Source organism: Sphingobacterium populi (genome assembly GCF_001586775.1).
In the GTDB taxonomy this organism is placed as follows: Bacteria; Bacteroidota; Bacteroidia; order Sphingobacteriales; family Sphingobacteriaceae; genus Sphingobacterium; species Sphingobacterium populi.
In genome coordinates, this window is sequence record NZ_LQXS01000004.1 from 256,697 (window position 1) to 279,422 (window position 22,726).

Genomic DNA, 22,726 nt, shown 5'->3' on the forward strand with positions numbered 1-22,726 from the left:
TAATAGCTAATATACAAAGCTTAAGCAATGCAATGAACCGCCAAATTGAGATAGCAGATCACAATTGACAGATTCAACCTTATATCCTGCCTGCTCGTAGATTTCCTTGTTAGCTTGGTTATAGAAAATTGTTTCTCTTTTAGTGGGCAAACTATATTGGGGAAGTATAACAGTATCATTCAGTATTAAATTATTAATGTATATCCCTTTCGATACTGAATAGCAACCGCTTCTTTTTTTCTTTTTACAGTTACATCTAATGCTTTGATCTACTGGTCTGTCAAAAACCCGTATTGTTTTTAGTCCACGATTTTGAGCTTGAGAGACGAACTCTTCCAAATAGACATTGTCTTCTTGAATAAACCGCATATTGGGATATTTACTTATTGCTAATGTTTTCTTGTTAATAAATGACGCATACCCATCTACATGCCCAATTACATCATCTTTTTGGCGTGGTATAATCATAGGTTTCACTTCGAGATAATCTTCAATAATTCTTTCAATGTAGTAGCGATTAAATGTTGGATTATCTTCAATAACCTTGGATGTTAATAGCCCATACTCCCCATTGCTAACTAAATTTCCACCATCCCATATCAATGGAATATCAATTATAGCATTACCCATCAATGTGGTTATAACTTCCTTTGACAGCACATTTATTTTCTTGAAGTAGTTCCATCTATACCGATAATCGCAATACATTGGAAAGTAAATAGGCTTTACCAATTTATTACCATTGATAAAGCCTAAGCAATCCCTTAGCCAAATTTCATCCCAATCTTTAATAATAATTGTTTCAATCTTTCTGTCAGTGTCTATTCTTTGATGTATAAAATCCAAATCCTTATCTGAAGATAAGATCAATTGAATATTTATCTCTTTTGGTATTTTACAAATAAGTTCTTCAATGACTGTAGAGACCTTGTTGAAGTCGTTTTTGAATGATCTTGGATATGCTAGAATTATATTGTTTACCTTATCGAAATCGCAATGCATACATAAAAGTTTTATCCTAATTTTGCGAACGTATGAAGGGCTTTCGCGAAGACAAAATTTACTTTTTTAATATTGAAGTAAATTTGGTTATTCTACTTTCTAAATTTACATTCCAAGTTAGCCCCTTAGAAGTTACGATTTCACAAAAGCAAACGTCATAGCTGTTGTTGTCATTAGATTTTTTTGCAATCCACTTATAATCATTGCCAGAGTCTTGATCGGCGATCAAATTTGCCATGTCTAAATTTGTATAATTGGGATTAATAAAAAGTCCAATAAGACCAAATTTCGCAAGATTATGCTGTCCAAATTTTGCTTCTTGAACAAACTGAATCGCTTTATCCTCTTTGTATTTATCAATTTGTTGGCAACAGCTCAATAAAAGGATCAGTAAAATAAAAGATATACACTTCATGTTACATTCTTTTAATCTTAATTGAATTTGAAGCCGCAACAGCACCCCAAATGACACAAATAAACCAGTACAGAATAAAAAATATTATGGAACTAGATGCTAGAACTATTTTTAAAAATGCATTATCAAAACCAAAGGCAAAAACCGTAGCGATTATTAATATGATCGGTAATAAGATCATTGTTATCGCTCCCCTTAATGTCGAGTAAAGCATTCCAAAAGGCCCGAATAGCGTTGTTAATATAATTGCAATTGTTATACTCTTTGATTTATATATGAATCTTGTATTATTTTCCACAATATAATCATTGTGATTTTGTATTTCTTTTCCCTGATCACTTGCATATAGTAGCCTTAATATCCATACTGCGCAAGCAATAGATAAAGCAATGAGGATAAAGCTACTATATTGGGGTTGCTGACCTTCAGTAGGTTGAATCTCTTCTATTCCGTTATTACTGATATACCCCTGAACTATATCTTCACTAACGTAAGACCAATTATCATCATATTTTTCCAAGTGCTTTATAACATATCCTTTTGTAAGGTATCCGAGTTCCCCACTGATACTAGGTTTATGATATATTGAAATTCTCTCACTTGTAACTCTGTAATGGTTAGCAAACGAAAAGCTCACAAAAGAGAATGAGAATAATATAAGTATTTGAATTTTTTTCATCAAAGGTTAAGAATAATTTATAAAAATAGCGCATATATGCGTTTATTCAAAATTTTAAAATAAGCCACATTGCAATTGTGGTAAAAAGTAAGAATGTTGAAATTAATAAAGCCCTAGGTAAGCATCTTAGCAAGTTACGCGCTGATCGAAAATTATCACAGGAGGAACTTGCCAATTTGATTGATATACCGATATCTCAAGTCGGTAGGATAGAGAGAGGAGAAGGAAATCCAACAGTCACTACTCTCCATCTTTTTGCACAAGCTTTCAACATCAGCATAAAAGATCTTTTTTCTTTTAATGATGCCTAACTGCCTAATTCATGTGTCACAAAGACTATATACGGCAGAATTCTTTTCGGACGCTATCTTTATCGATCTTTTAAGAATTCTGCCGTACGTGCCGCACATTAAGGCGTGTCGCTAATATGGTCGTATGTAATTCTACTCCTTCGCATTTTTTATAAATTCAGCTATTAATAATTCATTCTGTTTCATTAAATGATGTACGGGTTCACAAATTCTCTCATCATCTTTTTTTTCTTGCAATATTATTTTAATTACTTTCTCTATTATTTTATTAAAATTAGATCGACTACTTTTTAATTCTTTATTTAGATATACTCTGTTCTTAATTAGGACATCATTTACACATTCTTCGATATATTCATTGTTATATTCAATATTCATATTTAATTATTTTTAAGTTATTAATTCTCGTTTCACCCATCCGGATGAACGGTGAAATCGGTATTTTTACCTTGATATATAGTTTAATTTTTCAATAATTCTTCGCTCAACAACGTTGTGGAGATTGCCTTCTAAATCGCTGACTTCATTATAATTCCCTTTAGAGGCTTTCATTAATGCGTTAAATTGAGATTTGGATAAATGTCTTGCTAGGTCCTGCTTCAAAGTTTTATTTCCAAACATGTGTAGGTTCATGACCTCAATGAGGTTTAAACTGCCATCAAGTAATAAAGGAGACTTTTTTATGTTTCTATATACATCAATCATATAATCGCAAAGTTTCTTCCAGTTGTGATCTTCCAAGATGGTAGTTAAGGTTATATCCTGTTCATCTAATACCGATCTCAACTTGCGTATTTGCTTGAATACAACCTCATAGCGTAATATATCCAAGCCTCCTAAATCGCTCGCTTTTCCCTTATCGTAAAACTTGAGGTCATAATCAGATAAATGTGACTTACGCATTATTGGCTTTCCCTTACGTGGTTCGCAAGTTGTGAAGTCATTTATCGAATTGTGAACTTGATAAGCCATATACCTCTCAATTATGGAGAATGGTGTAGTAGGAGCTTGAACATTAAGTCCGAACTCAAATGTCGCTGAAATGTTGAAGTCGTCGATATCTCTATTTATATATACCACAGATAATATTTCCGCTACGCATCTAGCATTCGAAAGTGTAAAATCATTTAAGTTATTTTTACTTCCATCACCATCAATTGAGTTAAAAAACTTATGAAGTGAATTTTTCATCCTTAATAAATTGCTGTTTGGGAAATATTGGAACTTCAGATTTTGATAAAAGAACGTTATAATTTCTTGATCTATACCAATTTTTAGATTCAATCGGTCGGTCAGGCTCACAAATTCTAAATTCGTATAGTTCTTAAGGAACATGTTCGTGTAATCCATAGTTATATTTCCTTTTTAATAGCTGACAACACCTCTTTTTTAGAAAATACTAGCTTGCGTCCAACTCTAGAATAAGGAATGCTTCCGTCCTTCAATCGCTTAGTCATCGTCGTTTCCGATATATTTAAAAGTTCGCATACAGCAAGCCGACAAAGCGTTTCGTCCGCCTCATTAACGACCTCCATAATTTCTTTATTGGATTCATTGAGTTTATGGTAAAACATCCGACATAAGGTGTTTAGCATTTCATCTATCGGAAACTTGATTGTTAGGGTTACTTCCTTGAAGTCCTCAATAACTGATATATTTTGGTTCATAATAATTTAGTTAAAATTTCTATAATATTTATTTATATAATTAATAGTTAACAACATGATCAAATTTTTTTAGAGGTCTAGTTTCTCCACTAATTGAGACATTTGGAAGCTGGGTTCGATCTTATTGTATCTTGCAAATGATGATATACTTTTATGATTACTTAAGGAGCGAATAAGCTCTGAATCCATACCTTGATTGAAGAGGTAAGAGATAAAGGACTTTCTTCCAATATGTGTCGTCAGGACTTCGTATAGTTTTCGAGGAAATTCTCTACGTTCAGATCCGTAGTATTTTACTTTTATGACTTCTCTATCCAATTCCGCAAGCATCCCGATCTCTTTTAGATGTCCATTCATCTTTTGATTTGATATGAATGGCAACAGTTTATCAGACAAGGTGTTGCTGTATTTTGCGATTATCTTTAAAGCAGATGGATTCAAGGGGATGCTAGATGGAGTTTTCGTCTTTATAGAAACGTATTTGAGAAATCCGTCCGCTACGTTGCTCCGTTTCAAATTATAAGCATCAGAGTATCTCAAACCAGTTAAGCAAAGAAACAGCATACAGTCGCGAACTTGATCTAAGGCTTTATTATATTCAAGGTTTAAGTTCTTGATTGCGATAATTTCTTCCTTTTTTAAGGCTATTATCTCTGGTTCTCGAGCTGAGAAGGTAAAAGTCTTATAAACCATGTTCTTGTTGTATCCGCGAACACTGCAGTAGTTTAAAAACTGCTTAAAGGTCTGCGTATATTTCGCAATAGTGACGTTGGAGTGTTTCATTTGATTGAGAAGGAAATCAACATATTTTTGATAGAACTCCGTATCAATAACTTCAAATTGTATGCGGATTTTAGAGTACTTGGAAAATTGGTTGAGTAGATCTCTCGAAGTCCTGTGCTTTTTTAAGGTGTTCTTCGCACACTTCATCTCAAGGTTTCTTAGATACTCTTCATAAAATTCATGGAAGGACTTGTTAATACTTATTTTGATTTTGTTAAGACTATTCCGAATGTATGCGACTGATAATTCAGTATTGTTAAGTTGAGCGTCTAGAATTATCTTTTCAACTTCCCTGGCTTTATTTTGAATGATAGCATTTGATTCTACGCTATCGATAACGGAAGACTTGATTCTGTTATTCTTACAGTCCCAATTAACCCTATCTGTTTTAACGCCTGTCTGTACCCATAGCCTTTTTGCGTTAAATACAACATCTAAGATTATGAGAACATCGTTTCTCCGCAATTGCCCTGTTTTAGGATCTTTCCTTTGCTCTAGTTTTGGTGTTACTTTAGCCATTTTTTAGTTATTAATTTGTAATACATTTTATAATAAATAATTATATATTTATTTGTTTTTCAATACGTTACAATGATAATAACCTTGTATGAGATCTCAAAATTAGTCGTGAAAATTGTTCTTTATAAATAGTCGTTATTTATATAAAATTGTATTTATTTAATAAGTTAATTTCAAAGCTTCATTGGTGTTTACACCATTATAAAAGAAGTAAATGAGAGATAGAGGTGAAAAAGGAATTATTGTAATCGAATGATTCAATGCTATTGAGAAAGGAGAGGGGCTCTATTGTGATAAGGTGAAATGAAATATTTGCTAGATACTATTTTGTTTTTTCTAAAAGGAATTTCATAGACATCCTTCATTTGGTAAATAATGAGATGAAGGATTGAGAAGTAGTTGCTCTCTATTTCGATACTCATGCATAGCATGATGGTGTTGGTTAAGCTTCAGGATTTCTAATTGTAGACTTACCTATTGAATCAATTTTAATAATTTGTTTTTAAGTAATGAGGTTGATCTAATTCTAATATTGAATACTGTCCAATATTAAAATTTTATAGTATTCTTATTTTTTGTCCAAGTGATTCTATTAATTGTAGATCGTATTTTTAAAAAATTCTTTGAGTCCAAAAAATTAATCAACTTACTGTTATGAATGTTGTTATCAACGCTTCCCTTCTTAACTAAATTATCTACTATGCGCGCATAATCATCATTAAATGAGTTGAAGCCATCAACTATATTTTGTTTTGATAGGTGATTCCAATATTTCATTATCAATTCTATTCTTAGATATATAAATCCGACCTTATACTTAATAATTTCAAAAACTTGATCTACCCTATGCTCATTGGTTTCTGCATTTATAAGCATAGTTATAATTTTATTCATTAATTTAGAGCCTTGGATATTGTACGTCTCGAAGTAGTCAATAAAGAATGTTTGTTTAAAATTATTTGGTATAGTTGATTCTAAAATTTTAAACACCAAATTTTCATCATTGATTTTCTCAAAAAGTGAATCTAACTTACCTTGAATGATTATTTTTTTATGATTTTTTTCTAGATAGAAAATTAATAACTCGTCTTTTTTCCTTAATAGATTTTCAATATTTTCTATACTATAAGGTATGAGGTTTTTGCGGATTAATAACTTTAATTTATCGACATCTTCAATTTTTGAGTGATCTATTATTTGACTCAATTGTAATGACTTTATAGTGCGGTTCGTTAAAAATTTTTGATATGATGCTATATTCAACTCATTTGAATTTAATATTATGTTCAAAATTTCATTTTTATTTTCATCTTTTGATTTAATTAATTCTATAGTTAAATCTTTGATGCTCTCCATGTTTTGATTAATAAACTCACATGATAAATCTTCAAAAGATTCGCTATTAAAGTATAGGTAGTATAATTGTTTTAATGTTGGAATTACTTTGTTTGCCAAAATTATTTTTTCAGCTTTACTAATTGAGCTAATGAGGTTTATATCCGAAATCCTTATTTCTGACTGCGCTAGTATTTCATCAATATTATTTTCAGTACTATTAATAAGTTCAATAAAATTGTGCTCATTATTGAACATCTGTTTACTATCTAATTTTGTGAAAACCTCACATATATATGTGTCAATATATTTGGTTATATGATTGAAGATTTGTTGATCATTCTGCTTTATAAATTCATAATTTGAGTTATGAAATTCATATTCATCGATTCTATGACCTAAAAAACCTCTAATATTATTTATATTTATTTCATATGCAGATATGGTTTTTATAGTCTCTAAAAATGTTGGTGAAAAAGATTCATCAACATTTTTTAATTTAAATTCAACTACCTCATGTAAAATTTCTAATTGACTTTTATTTATAGCACTTTCTTTAAATATTGTGTCGCTATTGAATTCATTATTAAAGACGTCGGAAGAGGTCAATTTTTCGAATGTTTCTCTTCTACATGAGTTTAAAACAGTTTGCTTAATTGATTTCAAATTTTTATTTCGAATAATTTCTTCATACAAATTTGTGTTATTGTAGAGTAAGTAGTTCAGAAATAATCCAACTTCATTTTCTTGATTTTCAAGATAGTTATAAACAAAAGGTGATGTTTTTTTCCATTGCTTGTCGTCGAATACACTTGCCATTAGATTTAATTGCCTTGAGTATAATTTTTCATTAGAAAGCAAGTAATTAATAATGCTAGCATTCAATATATATATTGAACCAAAATGTTCTAAATCTATTTCTGCTATTAAATCCTTGGGATCATTTAGTGACAAAAACTGATTTGTATCGGAATGTGTTAATAGACTAATCCTAAATTCATTATCATTGTTAACATTATAATTGGTTAAATATTCTCTATAAAATTCATTAATCAACCCTTCTCTCAATAAATATATACACAGGTTAATTTCGTCACTTGTGTACTTAGGCTCATTATCTTTTGTTGTTTCGTCTATTTTTATGTGTATTAGATGTGTACAGTCCAGTTGTTGTGTTTTTAAAAGTTCGGAAAATGTCCGTGTACGAATTTTGTTAATTTCCGCGTTCAATTCGTTCATCTCTAATGTTAAATCAGAAATTACTTTTTGAGAGTTTTCATTCAATATTTTCTTAGCTAATTCGTAGTCCTGAATTATTTCGTTACTAATTTTAACCACAGGAAAGGAATTGCCAAGAATATTGCCTTCTGAAAGTAGATATAGAAAAGTTTCTGAAATAATTTCGTCTGTTTTTATTGGCTGCTTATTTTTTCTGTTTACAAAATTTTGTTGTAAAGCAATGCCATTTTCAAGAAAGTGTTCGAAGAGAATAGATTGTCTATATTCTTTTAAAGAATAGAAACCTTTAAGTTTAAAATCTTCTATGTCTTTTTGTTTCTTATTAAGACTTTCTTCATAGTTTTCAACTAACGAATCAATTATTGTGCTTTTTAATGATAATATGAAGTTGAGTAGACCAGTTCTTTTGGCTAATAGGTTGAAATCACCAGGATTTAAATTTTTATAAAAAGCTAGTGCGAAAATTTTATTTTCCTTATCAGACACAGAATTAGAAATTCCATTCTTTAGAATTAGAAATTCGTTAATTATATTTTTAATTAATCGTGTGTCTGTAAGAAATGGAGAAATACTATTGATAGTTTTTTTACTAAGGTTAAGTTTTAAATTTTCATTCCACTCAACTAGCCTTTGTCTAGAATTGTTTATGTTGGAATATGGTTTTACAGGTATAATCAATTCAAAGAATTTGACTCTCTCCTCTGGCTTGAAGATATCTTCTCTTATGGCATATAGAAATATTACAAAATTATTTTTCCTATCTGGTGTGCTATTAATAATAAAATTAAGATTTCTTAAAATGTCAAAAATTTCAGTTTGATTAAGCCTATCTAAATCCTCGAATATTACTAGATCATAATTGTTGTTATTGAAGAAGTAAGTTATTTCATTTAGGTTGCGATTTAATATGGAGTTGTTTGTGTCCTTAATCTCTAACTGATGTCCCTGAAAACCAATTTTGCTAATAGATCTTTTCTTCAAGAAAATGATTAAATGATATATTATGATTATGGATCCTAATGTTGCTATAGTTATTGATGTAAAATATATATAAGGTATAAATTTTTCTTGGATCGTGTTTGAAATACTTTCAATAACAAAAGTTTTTTTGACCTCAGTGATAATGAAAATGCTAATTAGATATATTAAAAACAGGGTGGAAATGAAAAGTATATACCATTTATTAATAGGTTTAAAATTCTTAAAATCTTGCGCAAGCGTTTCAAAACTATTTTGATAGAATATTTGATTTAATATTTCCTGTTCAATCTGGTTAATCTCAGGTGTACCATTAAAATTTGAGATTGAAATTCGTAGTGGAATTAAATTTGGTCTGTTTTTTAAATATGTGTCGATTATAGTGGATTTTCCTGCTCCGTAAATACCGGAAAGTGCGATATTTTTAATTTTATTTTTCTGTTTAGATACTATTGCTTGGTCAAGAAATTTCTGATAGAAATCGATATTTTCGGCATTATCAATAGCGGATAAGGGAAACAGCTTGTCTTCTTCAATAATTTTATCTTCTTGTTTTCCTGATTTCAGATTTTTTAATAAGCGATTAATGAAATCCATCATAATTGGTTAGAGTTTTAGATGTTTAAATTTACATACAAAATCTCATACAAACTTTTCTTTTATCACCGAGTGCTGACGGGTGTTCAATTGGAAATCTTAAAATTTTATGCTTTAATAAAATTTTTGCATTTCCTAATACTCTACTGCTAGCAAAAAACCATTATAGCAAAGTGAATTCTGCTCGGGGCTACAAATTTTTCCAAACTGATTACTTCTCTTTATTGGACTCGCCACTGTAGTGAATCTTTGGGTGAATAGGTACGTATAAGAGCTACGTGCAGCTAGATTTGTGTAACTAATGTGCTTAGTTTGCTAGTTTAAACACATTTTAAGCTATTTTCGAAGAATCATTTTATATGATAACTTCAGTCTTACTGATTATGAAAGCCATGAAATACAATATATCAGCCTTAAAGCTGACTTTGAATGTTTGTAGTGTATTGCTATGCCTAATAGCATCTTGTAGTACAAATAACCCAGAGATTATACCAGAACCGCCCGAGCCATTTCCAATTGTTTATAACCAATGTGCAAATGATGACGATATCTATAAACTTCTTTTTGACACCTTGGTGCTGAACAGCAAGCGCGAAATGTACAACGCGAGCGGTACGGAAATAAAGTATAAGTTAGATAACGCTATGCCACTCGGTGTCTGTGAAAAAACAGCATTGCTATATGGGTCTGCGCAATACAGCCCACTATCTGCTATTGTGCAAACAGAAGAAAACATCTCCCGACCTACCAATTGGAATTCAAGAGGTTATTTTCGCGACATTATTTTGGAAGAAGATATTGATCGCATCTTGACTCTTCCGGCGGGCAAAGAAATTACTTTTCAGCTCTCTTTATTAAATCACAGCCAAGATACGATTCAAACGTCACCGATTGTTCTGATTTATAGACCATTTTATCCAGATAAATAATGATCTATCGGCAAAAGCGCTGATAGCCATCTTGCAGGCCAACCGTGCCGATCAGCATCAGTGCATGAGCCAATGGCGTTAAAAAATTATTTTGCTCGAGGCGGCGCCCGGAGAAATCATGCTCCAAAATAAAACAGGAAACAATATCCTCATAATTCTTTTCCGAATTTGTAGAACCAGAGTCTGCTACGCTATTCTCATTCTGTGTACTCAGATGTATTAATGCGGCTAAAGCAAAAAGAAGATGCTTGGGATACGCGGTATGTATCTCTATGTAGTCGATGATCGTAGGCAATAATCGGGTCTTGAATTTCAAGATCGTATTTTGCGCGATATCTGCAAGATAATGCCGAAGGAAAGGATTTTTAAAACGGTCAATCACTTCATCGGTATATTGCTGAAGAGCCTCTTTTGGAAGCGCTATTGTAGGTAGAATCTCTCTTTCAATGGCGTGCGTGATAAAATGCCGCGTAAAAGAATCTTCCATACACTGCCCAACTGTTTCGAGATCTCGCAATCGTCCTATCTGTGCCATCAATGTATGTGCCCCATTGAGGATACGTACTTTGCGAATGCGATAGGGAGAGAGGTCATCTACTAAAGCAATCTGATCTCCGAACTGGCGAAACGGAAAATGAGTGGCAAGTGATGCATCGCCTTCAATACCCCAGAAAAGGTACGGCTCACAGATCGTGATCAGCTTATCGCTATAGTCCAGTTTTGCGCGATATTGCATTTCATTTTCTTTGGGATAGCCCGATACAATGCGATCTACCAACGTATTGTAGAACTTTGAATGTTGTGCCACCCAACTATGGAAATCTTCACCTAAGTGCCATAGTGTGGCATATTGCAGTACAAGGTCACGCAACACCGTCCCGTTGTTTTCTATTAATTCGCACGGAAGAATATACAAGCCTTTGTCAGTGGCACCATTACACCAGATATATCTTTTATGCAACAAAGCGGTCAGCTTTGCGGCAAAACATTGATGCGGAGTATTGTCCAAAGCGCTGTCTGCTGGGTCAAAATAAATACCTGCTTCTGTGGTATTCGAAACAATTAACTTTAAGGCAGGTTCGGTCGCAAGATTGAGGTATTCAGTATAATCATCATACGGGTTTACCACCGTGCTGATAGCGCTTATTACGCGCTGATCGCTAAAAACTTCCCCATCTTTGATTCCTTCTGTGAATAAGGTAAAAATACCATCTTGCTGCTGCAAATCTAGCATGCTCAAGCCAGGGCGATTCTTCACGACGGCGATCCCCGCTTGGTATCCGTCGTCGTTCAATGCATCGATGATATAATCTGCAAATCCACGCAGAAAATTGCCTGAACCAAACTGTACAACTTTGATAGGCAACTTGGCCTTATTTACGACTTGGCGAGAGAGGTCTTGCATGTTTTTTTTTCTTTAATTATTACGATCAAATTCTATCACAGCCTTGAGTACATCGGTGTCGGCACGCAGAAGAGACTCAAAATCGGAAGTTACGGTTTCAAATGGTAGGTAATGGGTGATATAATTCTGCACATTAACTTTATCCTCTTTTAGACAGGTTATTACATAATTGAAATCCTGCAATGTGGCATTGCGACTGCTCATCAATGTAGCCTCGCGCTTATGGAATTCAGGATGGCTGAAAGTCAAATTATTTTTCTGAATACCAACCATTACATATCGACCTCCATGTGCGATATATGCGAATGCATCTTGCAGTACGCTGTGGTTCCCTGTCGCATCGATGACTACTGTTGGCATATTTCCATTGGTGATGTTCTTAAGTGCCGCCATCACATCTTCCTCCTTCGGGTTGATAATGGCATCGACTTGTAGGTTATCTTTGGCGTATTTAAGTCTTTTGGTATTGGTATCCATTGCAATTACCTTTTGTGCGCCGGCAATTTGGGCGAAATTAAGTAATCCTGCACCGATCGGTCCAACGCCAATAATTAGTACCGTATCTTGATTCGTGACATGGGCTCGCTTAATGGCATGAGCAGCAATAGCCAAAGGTTCAACCAATACCAATTTGTCCAAAGGAAGGCCTTTGCCTTCGACGATATATTCGTCTTTTATCGCAATGTATTCACAATATCCGCCATCGATATGTACGCCAAATACACGAATGTTCGCACAACAATTCGTACGACCATGCAAGCACGCGATGCATTCACCACAATGAAAGTATGGAATCACAGTGACATGATCGCCAGCGACTACATTGGCTTTTGATCCGCGTACATATTCTGCGGATAGCTCATGCCCTAAAATTCGAGGATAGTCAAAAAAAGGCTGCGTGCCTTCATACGCATGAATATCGGTACCGCAGATGCCCGCTAGTTTTATTTTTAGCAAGGATTCGCCCTTTTCAAGTGGAGGTATAGTTTGCTCAGATATCGACAGTTTATAAGGTTTTTCGCAGATTAGGTATTTCATGATTAAAAAATTGAGCACACTGATTAGTTATTGCTATACATAGGTAAGATAGCTGACACAAAATAATGGCAATCCTTAGCGATAAAATTTCACGAAATTGTCCTATTATTAAATGATATTATCATTTATGCCTATGTCTATTCTTATTATGGGCGAATAAATTATTTTTGGTAAAATGCTATAAACCTAATGAAGCCATTTCTTTTAAAATTAGCGTCTACTCCTGAGCGTTCCTTTAGTGTTAGGATCGATAAGACACCAGATGTAAATAACATATGGCATTACCACGCGGAATTAGAATTAATTTACGTAAAAAAGGGCAGTGGAACGCAATTCATTGGCGACGATGTGCGACCATTCAAAGCTGGTAACGTCATTTTGGTAGGAAGTAATCTACCCCATTATTGGCAGTATGCTGAGCAGTATTTTAAGGATATTGATAACCAACCATTAGAAGTTTACGTAGTACATTTTAATAATATCTGGGGGGAGGATTTTTTGGCATTGCCCGAAAACAGAGCGCTGCAACAGATCATTGATAAAGCAAAACGAGGAATACAAATTGAAACGGCCAGCGACGAGCGCATTACTAGCGTTATAGAAGCTATTGCGCAAGGATCCGATAGTCGTAAGATTTTCAATTTGATGGACGCGCTGCTGCTAATTTCCGAAAGTAGCGATCAACAGATCCTTGCCTCTGAGGGATTCAATAATCAATTGGTAAAATCTGAAATGGATCGCATGCAAGCCATTTTTAATTTTACCTTAAACCATTATCACAGTCGGGTAAACTTAGATGATATTTCTGAGGTCGCTAAAATGAGTCGAGGTGCTTTCTGTAAGTTTTTTAAAGCAAAGACTGGTAAGACCTATTCTAGATTTATCAATGAAATACGTATTGGTAACGCCTGTCGACTACTTATTGAAGGGCATTTAAGCGTTAAAGAGATCTGTTATGAGGTTGGCTTCAACAATTTTGTGAGTTTTCATTTATTTTTCAAAAACATAAAAGGCAAAACACCTGTGCAATACCAAAAAGCGTATCTGCAATAATTATCCATCTACCAACCGATTCCACTAATCATTAAAAACCTTGTCCGGCGTTCTGCAAGATCTACGGAAACTATCCACATCTGAAATATGAGATATACCTACCATTCAACAGCCAATATGATCAAATGCATCGTGTGTACGATAGCATTTATGATGAATAGCTTATCGGGCATTTCCCAAACCTCTAATACGCTATGGTATGATGCGCCTGCCGAACATTGGGTAGAAGCGCTGCCAGTAGGAAATGGCAAAATAGGCGCTATGGTGTTTGGAAAGGTACAAGATGAACTCATACAGCTCAACGAAAGTACACTTTGGTCGGGTGGTCCAAGAAAAAGTGGAGTGAATCCAGGTGCCTATCAATATTTGCACCCCATCCGCGAGGCACTAGCGGCCAAGAATTATTCTTTGGCAAATGATCTGACGCGCAAAATGCAAGGACATTACTCTGAGTCTTTTTTGCCATTAGGAGATCTGCACATCAAGCAACATTTTGTAGGAGACGGTGAGGTGGAGGATTATTCTCGAAAATTGGATATCGGCAGCGCCTTATCTACGGTAAAATACCGAAAAGATGGAGTGCAGTACGAACGAGAGATTTTTGTTTCCAACCCAGCCAACGTCATGGCGGTACGTATCAAATCCGACAAAGCAAGAATGCTGAACTTACACTTCGCATTATCCAGTCAGCTGAGAGGCCAAACAGCTGCTGATGATAGCCATAACCTATCTTTTTCGGGAAAAGCTCCAGCAAGAGTGGATCCATCCTATTATAACCAAGAAGGAAGAAATCCTATCCTTTGGGACGATACCACCGGATGTAATGGCATGCGCTTCAATAGTCGGCTCAGCATCGCTTCTACAGATGGCAAAGTAACCGCAACGAGCGAAGGCATAGAGGTAAAAGAAGCATCTGAGGTCGTGCTATATTTTACGGCAGCAACGAGTTTCAACGGATTTGATAAGTGCCCAGATCGGGATGGGAAGAATGAGAAAGAATTAACATCAAAGTACCTAAGTAGCGCACAAAAGCTGCGGTATAAGAAATTAAAAGAGGCACATGTAAAGGATTATCGCAGTTTATTTGACCGTCTGACTTTTGATCTTGTATCAGACAAGAGTGAAAAGGACCTGTCATTGATCGCTTCAAACGATAGGCTTAAGCGATATAGTCAAGGAAATAAGGATCTGGAATTAGAGCGCTTTTTTCTGCAATATGGTCGTTATTTATTGATCTCTTCTTCGAGAGCTGGCGGAGCTCCGGCCAATCTACAAGGAATATGGAATAAGGAGCTAAGAGCGCCATGGAGTTCTAATTATACCATTAATATTAACACGCAGATGAACTATTGGCCAGCCGAGATGGGCAATTTATCGGAATTGCATACGCCTCTGCTACAGTTTATAGAAAATCTATCCGTTACGGGTAAGTCAACTGCCGAAGAATATTACCGGACAAGAGGTTGGGTAGCACATCACAATTCTGATATATGGGCTTTGAGTAATGCCGTTGGAGATATCGGTGGTGGAGATCCATTGTGGGCCAATTGGTATATGGGTGGCGCTTGGCTATCTCGGCATCTTTGGGAGCGATATGCCTTTTCCATGGATAAGAGCTATCTGAAAGATCGAGCATATCCTGTTATGAAAGAAGCGGCACTTTTTTGTGTAGACTGGCTGATCGAGAGAGACGGTTTGTTGGTCACATCGCCCTCCACCACGCCAGAAAATCTATTCATCTACGAAGGGAAGCGCGTGGCCGTGTCTGAGGGCACCACGATGGATATGGCTATCATACGAGATTTATTCCACCATGTAATAACGGCTGCCGAAATTCTAGACGTAGATGAGCAATTTAGAGATACGCTATCAAAAAAAATGAGTCTACTATCTCCATACAAAATTGGTAGCCAAGGCCAGTTATTAGAATGGAGCGAGGAGTATGTTGAAGAAGATCCGCATCATCGTCATTTGTCGCACCTGTATGGTGTGCATCCAGGGATCGATATTTCTCCATTGAAAACTCCAGCATTGGCTGCTGCTGCTTCCAAGTCATTTGCCATTCGTGGCGATGAAGGAACTGGATGGAGCAAAGCGTGGAAAATCAACTTCGCGGCCCGATTGCACGAAGGAGATCACGCATACAAAATGGTGCGCGAGATTCTGCGTTACTGCGACCCGAATGATCGTGGAACTGGCGGCACGTATCCCAACTTCTTTGACGCCCATCCGCCGTTTCAAATTGATGGGAATTTTGGTGCTTCCGCCGGAATGATGGAAATGTTGGTCCAAAGCCATTTGGGGGAAATACATCTCCTGCCAGCCTTACCTACAGCTTGGAATGCTGGGCAAATAAGTGGCATCAAAGCACGAGGAAATTTTGAGTTAGATATCATATGGGCAGATGCTCAGCTCGTAAGTGGTAAAGTGAAATCTCTGGCTGGAGAAACTTGCATACTGCGTACCAAAACACCAATCAGGATCAAAGGAGCGCGCCCTGTAATGCGCCAAGAGGACGAGTACTTTGTCTACGAATTCCCAACAAAAACCAATAAAGTCTACCACATCTCTAAAACCAAATTAAAAAGCACGAACTAATGATCGATTGAACCTTATAAGAAAACAAACGAAATAAACCTAAACAATTAATATTATGACGAGTACAAAATACTCCCTGAAAAGGGGGCAGGCAATCCTACGCGGTATTGCCGTGGCTTTCTTATCCATCAGCACACCGTATAGTGTGGTATTTGGGTATGATTTGTCTCACCTTAAGCACGCATCGTCAGATGCTATCTATGAAGATGTAGTACAACAAAACATTCGCGGTAGAGTGACCAACGCGGATGGTGTAGGCATTCAAGGTGTATCTGTGACGTCCTCAAGTAACACAGTCGCTACTGCTACCGACGGAGAAGGTTCGTTCTCGATTAATGCTAGCATAGGTGATGTGCTGACTTTTAAATCAGTAGGATATCAAGATAGGCAGATCACCATATCCGAAGAATCCTTCCTTACTATCGTACTGGAAGCATCTTCCGAAACATTAGATCAGGTTGTTGTGGTCGGTTTTGGTACACAGAAGAAAGCCAATTTGACAGGATCAGTAGCAACAGTCAATGGCGAAGACATGGTTCGTCGTCCTGTTACCAATGCTGGTGCCATGCTACAAGGCCAGGTTCCAGGACTAAGCATTGTACAAGGTGGCGGAGAGCCAGGCAACGAAAATCTAACCATTCGCATGCGTGGCCAAGGAACTTTTAGTGGAGCGGGGAACAATCCATTGGTGCTAATTGATGGCGTAGAAGGTAGCCTGACAGACCTAAACCCGAACGATATCGATAACGTATCGGTATTAAAGGACGCTGCTTCAGCTTCTATATACGGCTCTCGTGCCGCTAATGGAGTCATCTTGGTCACTACAAAGAGTGGTGTTGCTGGCCGCACATTTGTAGAATACAGCAATAATCTAGCTGTGCATACGCCAACAAAGCTGTTCGACTTGATTACTAATTCTGCCGAATACATGGAACTTTTCAATGAGGCCAAACTCAACACCGGCATCACTAGGGGCTTGTACTCTCAGGAGGATATCGACCTATACCGAAACGCAACTGACTTTAATAAATATCCAAATACAGATTGGTTGGATATATTTTTTAACCCCGCATTTGTGCAGCAGCACAACTTGAGTGTCAATGGCGGCGGAGAGAAAACACAATACAATCTATCAATGGGATACGTCAATCAGCCAGGAGTCTTTATGGGTTTTAACTATGAAAGATATAATATGCGCCTAAATTTGACATCATCAGTAAATGATTGGCTAAAGATAGGAAGTAATATTAGTGCTAAGCAAGGTAATACGGAAAGGCCAAGACAAGGAGGTGAGGATGCATTCGTAGGTGCGATGTCGCAAGCACCTACATACGCACCACAACTGCCAGATGGCAGATACGTGCATAAAGCTTATGACTTTGAGGTGAACAATAAAAACATGTTAGCGATCATAGATAATGAAGTCTTTTACAAGAACCGAGATTATTCAGTAAACATTCAAGGATGGTTCGATGCCAAGATTGCTAAAAACATAAATTGGTATGGAAAGGCGGCGATTGTAGGCGATTTTGATAATGAGTCGGATTGGCGACCAACTGTGCCATTGTACAACTTCCAGTCAGGAGAATTCGCCACCAACTTAGATGTAGGAGAGCTCGGATTGCAGAAAAGACGGCGTGAAAATAGATATACCAATTTATTCTCATACCTGAGATATGAAGACCGATTCAATGATGTGCACACACTCGCAGCACAGGTAGGTTATAGTTACGAAGCCAACCAAAATCAATTTCTCGGTGGTTATAGACAAAACTTTTATGGTGGTGCTTTGAGGGAACTCAATGCCGGAGGAATTTCGGTCTTAAGAAATGATGGTTCTACCTACGAATGGGCTTTACAATCTTTGTTTGGCCGACTCAATTATAGTTTCGACGACAAATACTTATTTGAGGCAAATTTTAGGTACGATGGATCCTCAAGATTTAGTTCTGATCAACGATGGGGTATTTTTCCATCTTTCTCGGGTGCGTGGCGAGTTTCGCAAGAATCCTTTATACGTGACAATGCCAGTTTTAATTGGCTAAATGAACTGAAAATACGCGGTTCTTATGGATTGCTCGGGAATCAGAACATCAACATAAATGGCGATTACCCTTATCCGTATCAGGATCTTTATGACTTTACAGGAGATTATTCCTTTAACAATGCAGAACTGTCACCGGGAGTGGCTCAAGGCAACCTACCTAATCGAGCAATCTCATGGGAAAAAACCGCCATTTATGACGTTGGTGTAGATCTGCGACTCTTTAATCGTCTGGATGTCACTTTTGATTGGTATCAGAAAGATACGCGAGATATTTTAAGAAATATTCAATTCACTGATCTTGTGGGTCTTGGTGCTCCATTTGTCAATTCAGGTACCGTTCGTAACAGGGGATTTGAAGTTGCGGTTAACTATCAGACGAAGTTAGGTCTGGTCTATTCAATGGAATGCGCTATTCGTTTGGAGGAAACATCGATCACTTCAAAAATACTGTAATGAATTTTGGCGCTCCAGAGATTGGAAATTGGACGATTAAGGAAAACGGCAGACCATGGGACACATTCTATATGTTGGAGGTTGTAGGCATATTTCAAAATGCAGACGAAATCGCTGCCGCACCAAAGCAGTATAATGACAATACGCTGCCGGGCGACTTAATTTACCGTGATCAAAACGGAGACGGCAAAATTGATGACAATGACCGGGTGCATATGGACGGCGCATTCCCACGGTTCCAGTACGCATTAAATGGTAGTGTTTCGTGGAAAAACTTTGATTTGAATGTGCTTTTTCAGGGAGTGCAAGGGCGCAATATTTTTATAAACAATTGGGGCATCATGCCTTTTGTACAAGGATCTGCACCGACAACTGATATTAGAGACCGTTGGACAGAGGATAATCCATCGACCACGATGCCTCGGATATATTTTGGGTGGGATTCGCCGCAAAAGTTCTCTCGCCCATCGTCCTATTTCTTGCGCAACGCTAGTTATCTACGTTTGAAGAATTTGAGTTTGGGTTATACATTTAAGAAAGAGTCACTTGCTACTATCGGTCTTAAAAACTTGAGGATCTTTGTGTCAGGAGATAATCTAATTACTTGGACCAACTATCCGGGATTGGATCCAGAGCGCGGTGGCAGCGGCACATTTTTGACGTATCCACAAAATAAAATCTATTCATTTGGTGTTAATGTACAATTCTAAAAAAGCAAACCATGTATCAATTTAAATATATAGTATTCGTAGTTATTGGACTACTCCTTGCGAGTTGTAGCATTGATCGCGAGCCATTGGATAAATATTCGGCTAGTCAGTTTTGGAATACCCGAAATGATTTTGATATGGCTATGACGGCTATTTATGGCAGATTACAAACACCGGTATTCTCTTACGGATCGCCTGATTGGGATCTGATCACCGATAACGCATATGGTCAGCACAATTCTAACCGAGCTCGGGATATCGCTGCTGGCGAGATAGCACCATCATTAGGAGGTTTTATATCAGACGTGTATTCTAACGCGTATGCTGGAATTGCGCGAGTAAACATTTTCTTGGGCAAGTTGAATGAATATGATGGTGATTTCCTACCAGCAGATCTGATTATCTCATACGAGGCAGAAGCCAAATTCATGCGTGCATATTATTACTATATGCTGTATGCATGCTATGGCGATGTACCATTGGTAGAGCAAGCGCTAGACCTCAACAATTTTGTGCAACCAAAAGCAAGTGCAGAAGAGATTTTAAACTTCATTTACCAAGATTTGGATCGCGCTATAGAGTTACTGCCAGGAGTTACCTATGCCGAGGGAAATGGTCGGGTGGTAAAGTCTTCTGCTCAGGCACTGAAGCTGCGGGTGTTGATGTACACCGCTTATAATAGTGATGGCTCACCAAAAGTCGCTGTCTTGACGCAAGCGCGTGATTTGGCAAGAGAAATAATGTCTGCCGGATATCAATTATCGCCCGTATTTCACGATGTATTTCGTGATAATCGGCAGGAGGGAAATCCGGAAATCATCTTTTCTGTAAAGTTTTTAGCTCCTAATAACGCTACTGCAATGGATCAGTGGTATGGAGATTGGGTTGCAGTAAGTCCATTACCTAGTTTTGTGGCTTTATTTGAAGAAGGAGATGAGCGTAAAGAAGCTTCTATTTTTCAAAATGTAGTAGATTTTGGAACAGGTAGGACGCATTTACCATCGAACAATATGCCGACAGGCTATGGCGTCAAGAAGTTCTTAACACCCGAGAATATTCCGTACGATTATTCGACCAGAAGTGCTCAGGATTGGGTGATGTTTCGTTATGCAGATATTTTACTCAGCTTCGCAGAAGCGGAAAATGAAATTAGTGGCCCTACACCAGAATGCTATGCTGCAATAAATGCGATAAGAACGAGAGCTGGATTAGCCAATCTAGAATCGACGTCTTCAAAAGATGAATTCAGAACATGGCTTCGCCTGGAGCGTCGTTTAGAACTTGCCTTCGAAGGCACGCGGTACTTTGATCTAAAGAGATGGCGAATTGCTGGCGAAGTATTGAATGCGGTAGAAGACGGGATCATCCGGTACAATTTTCAAGACCGATTCTACTTGTGGCCTATACCACAAAGTCAGATCGATCGTAGCATGGGAGTATTGGTTCAAAATCCTGATTACTAGATTAAATAATTGTATTAGTGTGATACGATTCTGATACGATTCAAAATGAATAATCCTTCGTTTGGAAGCCTGCTTACCAAAAGCCAATGCTTCTGGACGAAGGATTACTATGTATAAAGCTTGCGATGATACCAATAGTAGCTTTCTCGCACCTAACTTTATTCTAGATCATTGGCCTAAAAATGATCTATTACCAAGTGATGATCCTTGTTGCAGAATGGCACGTTCAGAAGAGTGAAATGTTTGAATTGTTTCTCTATGAATAATAATATTTAACAAATAGAAATAAATTATTCTTAAAATAATTTATTTAAATTAACATTATTTAAACCTAATTCAATGAACCATGGAAAGACAATTCAAAAGCCGACTTCTGCTTTTAGCAGGAAGTATGATGATGTTATTTGCTCAATCGTGCAATAAGAATACGATTGATTCGCAACCAAATCCTGACGATAGTAGCAACATTAATCTCGACAGAAGCTTGCCACAGTACATGGCATGGTGGGGAGGATTTAATACCATCCATATGCCTTTAGATTCGGTGCCTGATGGTGTTAATATTGTGAACTTATTTTTGCTAGAGTTGGATCCGAGGCCAGAAGTGGCGCTTGATACTTCACACATTACGATGCAAGATTTTACGTGGGCTGATATCTTAGCTGGAGCAAAACGATTGCAAGCGAGAGGTATTAAAGTTGTGGCGACGATTATGGATTCAACACCTTATCTCGATAGAAGTGATCCGAATTCGCTGCCAGTTCAATATGGTTTTCCGGGCAAAGTGATTAATGAAGCATTTGCTTTAGGTGCAATAACGGAACCAGAGATATTTGCCGCTACGGTAAAAAGAAGAGTAATTGACGAATGGGGTTTAGATGGGATTGATTTTGATCTTGAAGAGGAAATAGGTGCTTTTGGAGTATACAATGCGACAATATCTGAGGATAGAAGATCCATAAGATATGACCGTGGTAATATATCTAATAGTCTTGCGGTGTTTAAGGCATTGTCCAAATATTTTGGTCCTAAATCGGGCACGGATAAGCTTTTAATCGTAGACAGAGGTCGGCGTCCAATGGAGATCATTCCGGCCGCTCATGAGTATTTTGATTATATTTTCTTTCAAGCGTATAATTGGAATCAGGCAATGATCTTACAAGCTTATGAGCTAAATAAAGACTACTTCCAACCTTCGCAGATGTACTTCACACTCAATGGACAACGTGCCATAAATGGATATGATGAAAGTAGAGATTATGTCAGAAATGGATTTACCGAATATGGGAACTATGCAAGAGCGGCATCAATAGCAGACGAATTCTCTAAAATCAAATTACCTGGTCAGGAGCTGCCAATAAACTTTGGTATCTACCAAATCGCTGGTGACTGGTCTTTAGGTTTTCCAATGATGAAAGCTGTTTTTAATAATCAGGGTAAAGATACTTTGGATGATTATCCCATGAAGTTGGAATAAGCAATCCTTACGAATGCTACCATAAGCA

General features: G+C 36.7%; 18 protein-coding genes. 8 read left to right on the forward strand and 10 right to left on the reverse strand.

Annotated elements, in window-relative coordinates; genetic code table 11:
* Nucleotides 1-6 precede the first annotated feature (6 nt).
* The 3 genes from A0125_RS12005 to A0125_RS15885 are packed head-to-tail and all read right to left on the reverse strand — an operon-like array spanning nucleotide 7 to nucleotide 2,096.
* Nucleotides 7-1,002, reverse strand: coding sequence for an agmatine deiminase family protein (locus tag A0125_RS12005; RefSeq protein ID WP_066756437.1), 996 nt, complete (start codon nucleotides 1,000-1,002; stop codon nucleotides 7-9).
* Between the two features lie 58 nt (nucleotides 1,003-1,060).
* A complete protein-coding gene (locus tag A0125_RS12010; RefSeq protein WP_066756440.1) occupies nucleotides 1,061-1,417 on the reverse strand; it encodes a hypothetical protein in 357 nt (118 codons plus the stop codon).
* 1 nt (nucleotide 1,418) lies between these two features.
* Nucleotides 1,419-2,096 carry an SH3 domain-containing protein gene (locus tag A0125_RS15885; protein ID WP_066756442.1) on the reverse strand — a complete coding sequence of 226 codons (678 nt, stop codon included), beginning with the start codon at nucleotides 2,094-2,096 and terminating at the stop codon, nucleotides 1,419-1,421.
* Nucleotides 2,097-2,173: 77 nt separating this feature from the next.
* Between A0125_RS15885 and A0125_RS12020 the strand changes: the two genes are divergently transcribed.
* Nucleotides 2,174-2,407 (forward strand): helix-turn-helix domain-containing protein, encoded by a 234-nt coding sequence (locus A0125_RS12020; RefSeq protein WP_066756444.1) that lies wholly within the window; start codon nucleotides 2,174-2,176, stop codon nucleotides 2,405-2,407.
* A 132-nt stretch (nucleotides 2,408-2,539) separates the two neighbouring features.
* Here the strand turns inward: A0125_RS12020 and A0125_RS12025 are convergent, their stop codons facing one another.
* The 5 genes from A0125_RS12025 to A0125_RS12045 form a co-directional block, all read right to left on the reverse strand.
* Nucleotides 2,540-2,785, reverse strand: coding sequence for a hypothetical protein (locus A0125_RS12025; protein WP_066756447.1), 246 nt, complete (start codon nucleotides 2,783-2,785; stop codon nucleotides 2,540-2,542).
* A 66-nt stretch (nucleotides 2,786-2,851) separates the two neighbouring features.
* Nucleotides 2,852-3,757: a hypothetical protein gene (locus tag A0125_RS12030; RefSeq protein ID WP_066756451.1), complete on the reverse strand. Its 906-nt coding sequence runs from the start codon at nucleotides 3,755-3,757 to the stop codon at nucleotides 2,852-2,854.
* Between the two features lie 2 nt (nucleotides 3,758-3,759).
* Nucleotides 3,760-4,074 (reverse strand): helix-turn-helix domain-containing protein, encoded by a 315-nt coding sequence (locus A0125_RS12035; protein ID WP_066756453.1) that lies wholly within the window; start codon nucleotides 4,072-4,074, stop codon nucleotides 3,760-3,762.
* 69 nt (nucleotides 4,075-4,143) lie between these two features.
* The gene (locus A0125_RS12040; protein ID WP_066756456.1) at nucleotides 4,144-5,376 is read right to left on the reverse strand and encodes a site-specific integrase; all 1,233 of its coding nucleotides are present in this window, start codon (nucleotides 5,374-5,376) and stop codon (nucleotides 4,144-4,146) included.
* Between the two features lie 549 nt (nucleotides 5,377-5,925).
* Complete coding sequence (locus A0125_RS12045) at nucleotides 5,926-9,528, reverse strand: YobI family P-loop NTPase (protein WP_066756459.1); 3,603 nt, start codon at nucleotides 9,526-9,528, stop codon at nucleotides 5,926-5,928.
* Nucleotides 9,529-9,917: 389 nt separating this feature from the next.
* Between A0125_RS12045 and A0125_RS12050 the strand changes: the two genes are divergently transcribed.
* A complete protein-coding gene (locus tag A0125_RS12050) occupies nucleotides 9,918-10,454 on the forward strand; it encodes a hypothetical protein (protein WP_156472533.1) in 537 nt (178 codons plus the stop codon).
* Nucleotides 10,455-10,458: 4 nt separating this feature from the next.
* Here the strand turns inward: A0125_RS12050 and A0125_RS12055 are convergent, their stop codons facing one another.
* Entirely contained in the window at nucleotides 10,459-11,859 is a 1,401-nt protein-coding gene (locus A0125_RS12055; protein ID WP_066756465.1) for a tagaturonate reductase, read from the reverse strand.
* A 12-nt stretch (nucleotides 11,860-11,871) separates the two neighbouring features.
* Complete coding sequence (locus tag A0125_RS12060) at nucleotides 11,872-12,897, reverse strand: zinc-binding alcohol dehydrogenase family protein (RefSeq protein WP_066756468.1); 1,026 nt, start codon at nucleotides 12,895-12,897, stop codon at nucleotides 11,872-11,874.
* 189 nt (nucleotides 12,898-13,086) lie between these two features.
* On the opposite strand from A0125_RS12060, the gene A0125_RS12065 reads away from it, so the two are divergent.
* The 6 genes from A0125_RS12065 (at nucleotide 13,087) to A0125_RS12085 (ending at nucleotide 22,698) form a co-directional block, all read left to right on the forward strand.
* Complete coding sequence (locus tag A0125_RS12065) at nucleotides 13,087-13,950, forward strand: AraC family transcriptional regulator (RefSeq protein WP_066756471.1); 864 nt, start codon at nucleotides 13,087-13,089, stop codon at nucleotides 13,948-13,950.
* Nucleotides 13,951-14,037: 87 nt separating this feature from the next.
* The gene (locus A0125_RS12070) at nucleotides 14,038-16,548 is read left to right on the forward strand and encodes a glycoside hydrolase family 95 protein (RefSeq protein WP_197464867.1); all 2,511 of its coding nucleotides are present in this window, start codon (nucleotides 14,038-14,040) and stop codon (nucleotides 16,546-16,548) included.
* Between the two features lie 55 nt (nucleotides 16,549-16,603).
* Nucleotides 16,604-19,048 (forward strand): SusC/RagA family TonB-linked outer membrane protein, encoded by a 2,445-nt coding sequence (locus tag A0125_RS12075; RefSeq protein WP_197464868.1) that lies wholly within the window; start codon nucleotides 16,604-16,606, stop codon nucleotides 19,046-19,048.
* The gene (locus A0125_RS15890; protein ID WP_197464869.1) at nucleotides 19,048-19,758 is read left to right on the forward strand and encodes a SusC/RagA family TonB-linked outer membrane protein; all 711 of its coding nucleotides are present in this window, start codon (nucleotides 19,048-19,050) and stop codon (nucleotides 19,756-19,758) included. The genes A0125_RS12075 and A0125_RS15890 overlap by 1 nt, the downstream gene beginning before the upstream one ends.
* 11 nt (nucleotides 19,759-19,769) lie before the next feature.
* Nucleotides 19,770-21,221 (forward strand): RagB/SusD family nutrient uptake outer membrane protein, encoded by a 1,452-nt coding sequence (locus A0125_RS12080; protein WP_066756474.1) that lies wholly within the window; start codon nucleotides 19,770-19,772, stop codon nucleotides 21,219-21,221.
* Nucleotides 21,222-21,567: 346 nt separating this feature from the next.
* Entirely contained in the window at nucleotides 21,568-22,698 is a 1,131-nt protein-coding gene (locus tag A0125_RS12085) for an EndoS/ChiA family endoglycosidase (protein ID WP_066756477.1), read from the forward strand.
* Nucleotides 22,699-22,726: the final 28 nt, after the last annotated feature.

Excerpts from the sequence above, each read along its gene's own strand:
- A0125_RS12005 (WP_066756437.1), bottom strand. The coding sequence starts at position 1,002 with ATGCATTGCGATTTCGATAAGGTAAACAATATAATTCTAGCATATCCA.
- A0125_RS12010 (WP_066756440.1), bottom strand. The coding sequence starts at position 1,417 with ATGAAGTGTATATCTTTTATTTTACTGATCCTTTTATTGAGCTGTTGC.
- A0125_RS15885 (WP_066756442.1), bottom strand. The coding sequence starts at position 2,096 with ATGAAAAAAATTCAAATACTTATATTATTCTCATTCTCTTTTGTGAGC.
- A0125_RS12025 (WP_066756447.1), bottom strand. The coding sequence starts at position 2,785 with ATGAATATTGAATATAACAATGAATATATCGAAGAATGTGTAAATGAT.
- A0125_RS12030 (WP_066756451.1), bottom strand. The coding sequence starts at position 3,757 with ATGGATTACACGAACATGTTCCTTAAGAACTATACGAATTTAGAATTT.
- A0125_RS12035 (WP_066756453.1), bottom strand. The coding sequence starts at position 4,074 with ATGAACCAAAATATATCAGTTATTGAGGACTTCAAGGAAGTAACCCTA.
- A0125_RS12040 (WP_066756456.1), bottom strand. The coding sequence starts at position 5,376 with ATGGCTAAAGTAACACCAAAACTAGAGCAAAGGAAAGATCCTAAAACA.
- A0125_RS12045 (WP_066756459.1), bottom strand. The coding sequence starts at position 9,528 with ATGATGGATTTCATTAATCGCTTATTAAAAAATCTGAAATCAGGAAAA.
- A0125_RS12050 (WP_156472533.1), top strand. The coding sequence starts at position 9,918 with ATGAAATACAATATATCAGCCTTAAAGCTGACTTTGAATGTTTGTAGT.
- A0125_RS12055 (WP_066756465.1), bottom strand. The coding sequence starts at position 11,859 with ATGCAAGACCTCTCTCGCCAAGTCGTAAATAAGGCCAAGTTGCCTATC.
- A0125_RS12060 (WP_066756468.1), bottom strand. The coding sequence starts at position 12,897 with ATGAAATACCTAATCTGCGAAAAACCTTATAAACTGTCGATATCTGAG.
- A0125_RS12065 (WP_066756471.1), top strand. The coding sequence starts at position 13,087 with ATGAAGCCATTTCTTTTAAAATTAGCGTCTACTCCTGAGCGTTCCTTT.
- A0125_RS12070 (WP_197464867.1), top strand. The coding sequence starts at position 14,038 with ATGAGATATACCTACCATTCAACAGCCAATATGATCAAATGCATCGTG.
- A0125_RS12075 (WP_197464868.1), top strand. The coding sequence starts at position 16,604 with ATGACGAGTACAAAATACTCCCTGAAAAGGGGGCAGGCAATCCTACGC.
- A0125_RS15890 (WP_197464869.1), top strand. The coding sequence starts at position 19,048 with ATGAATTTTGGCGCTCCAGAGATTGGAAATTGGACGATTAAGGAAAAC.
- A0125_RS12080 (WP_066756474.1), top strand. The coding sequence starts at position 19,770 with ATGTATCAATTTAAATATATAGTATTCGTAGTTATTGGACTACTCCTT.
- A0125_RS12085 (WP_066756477.1), top strand. The coding sequence starts at position 21,568 with ATGGAAAGACAATTCAAAAGCCGACTTCTGCTTTTAGCAGGAAGTATG.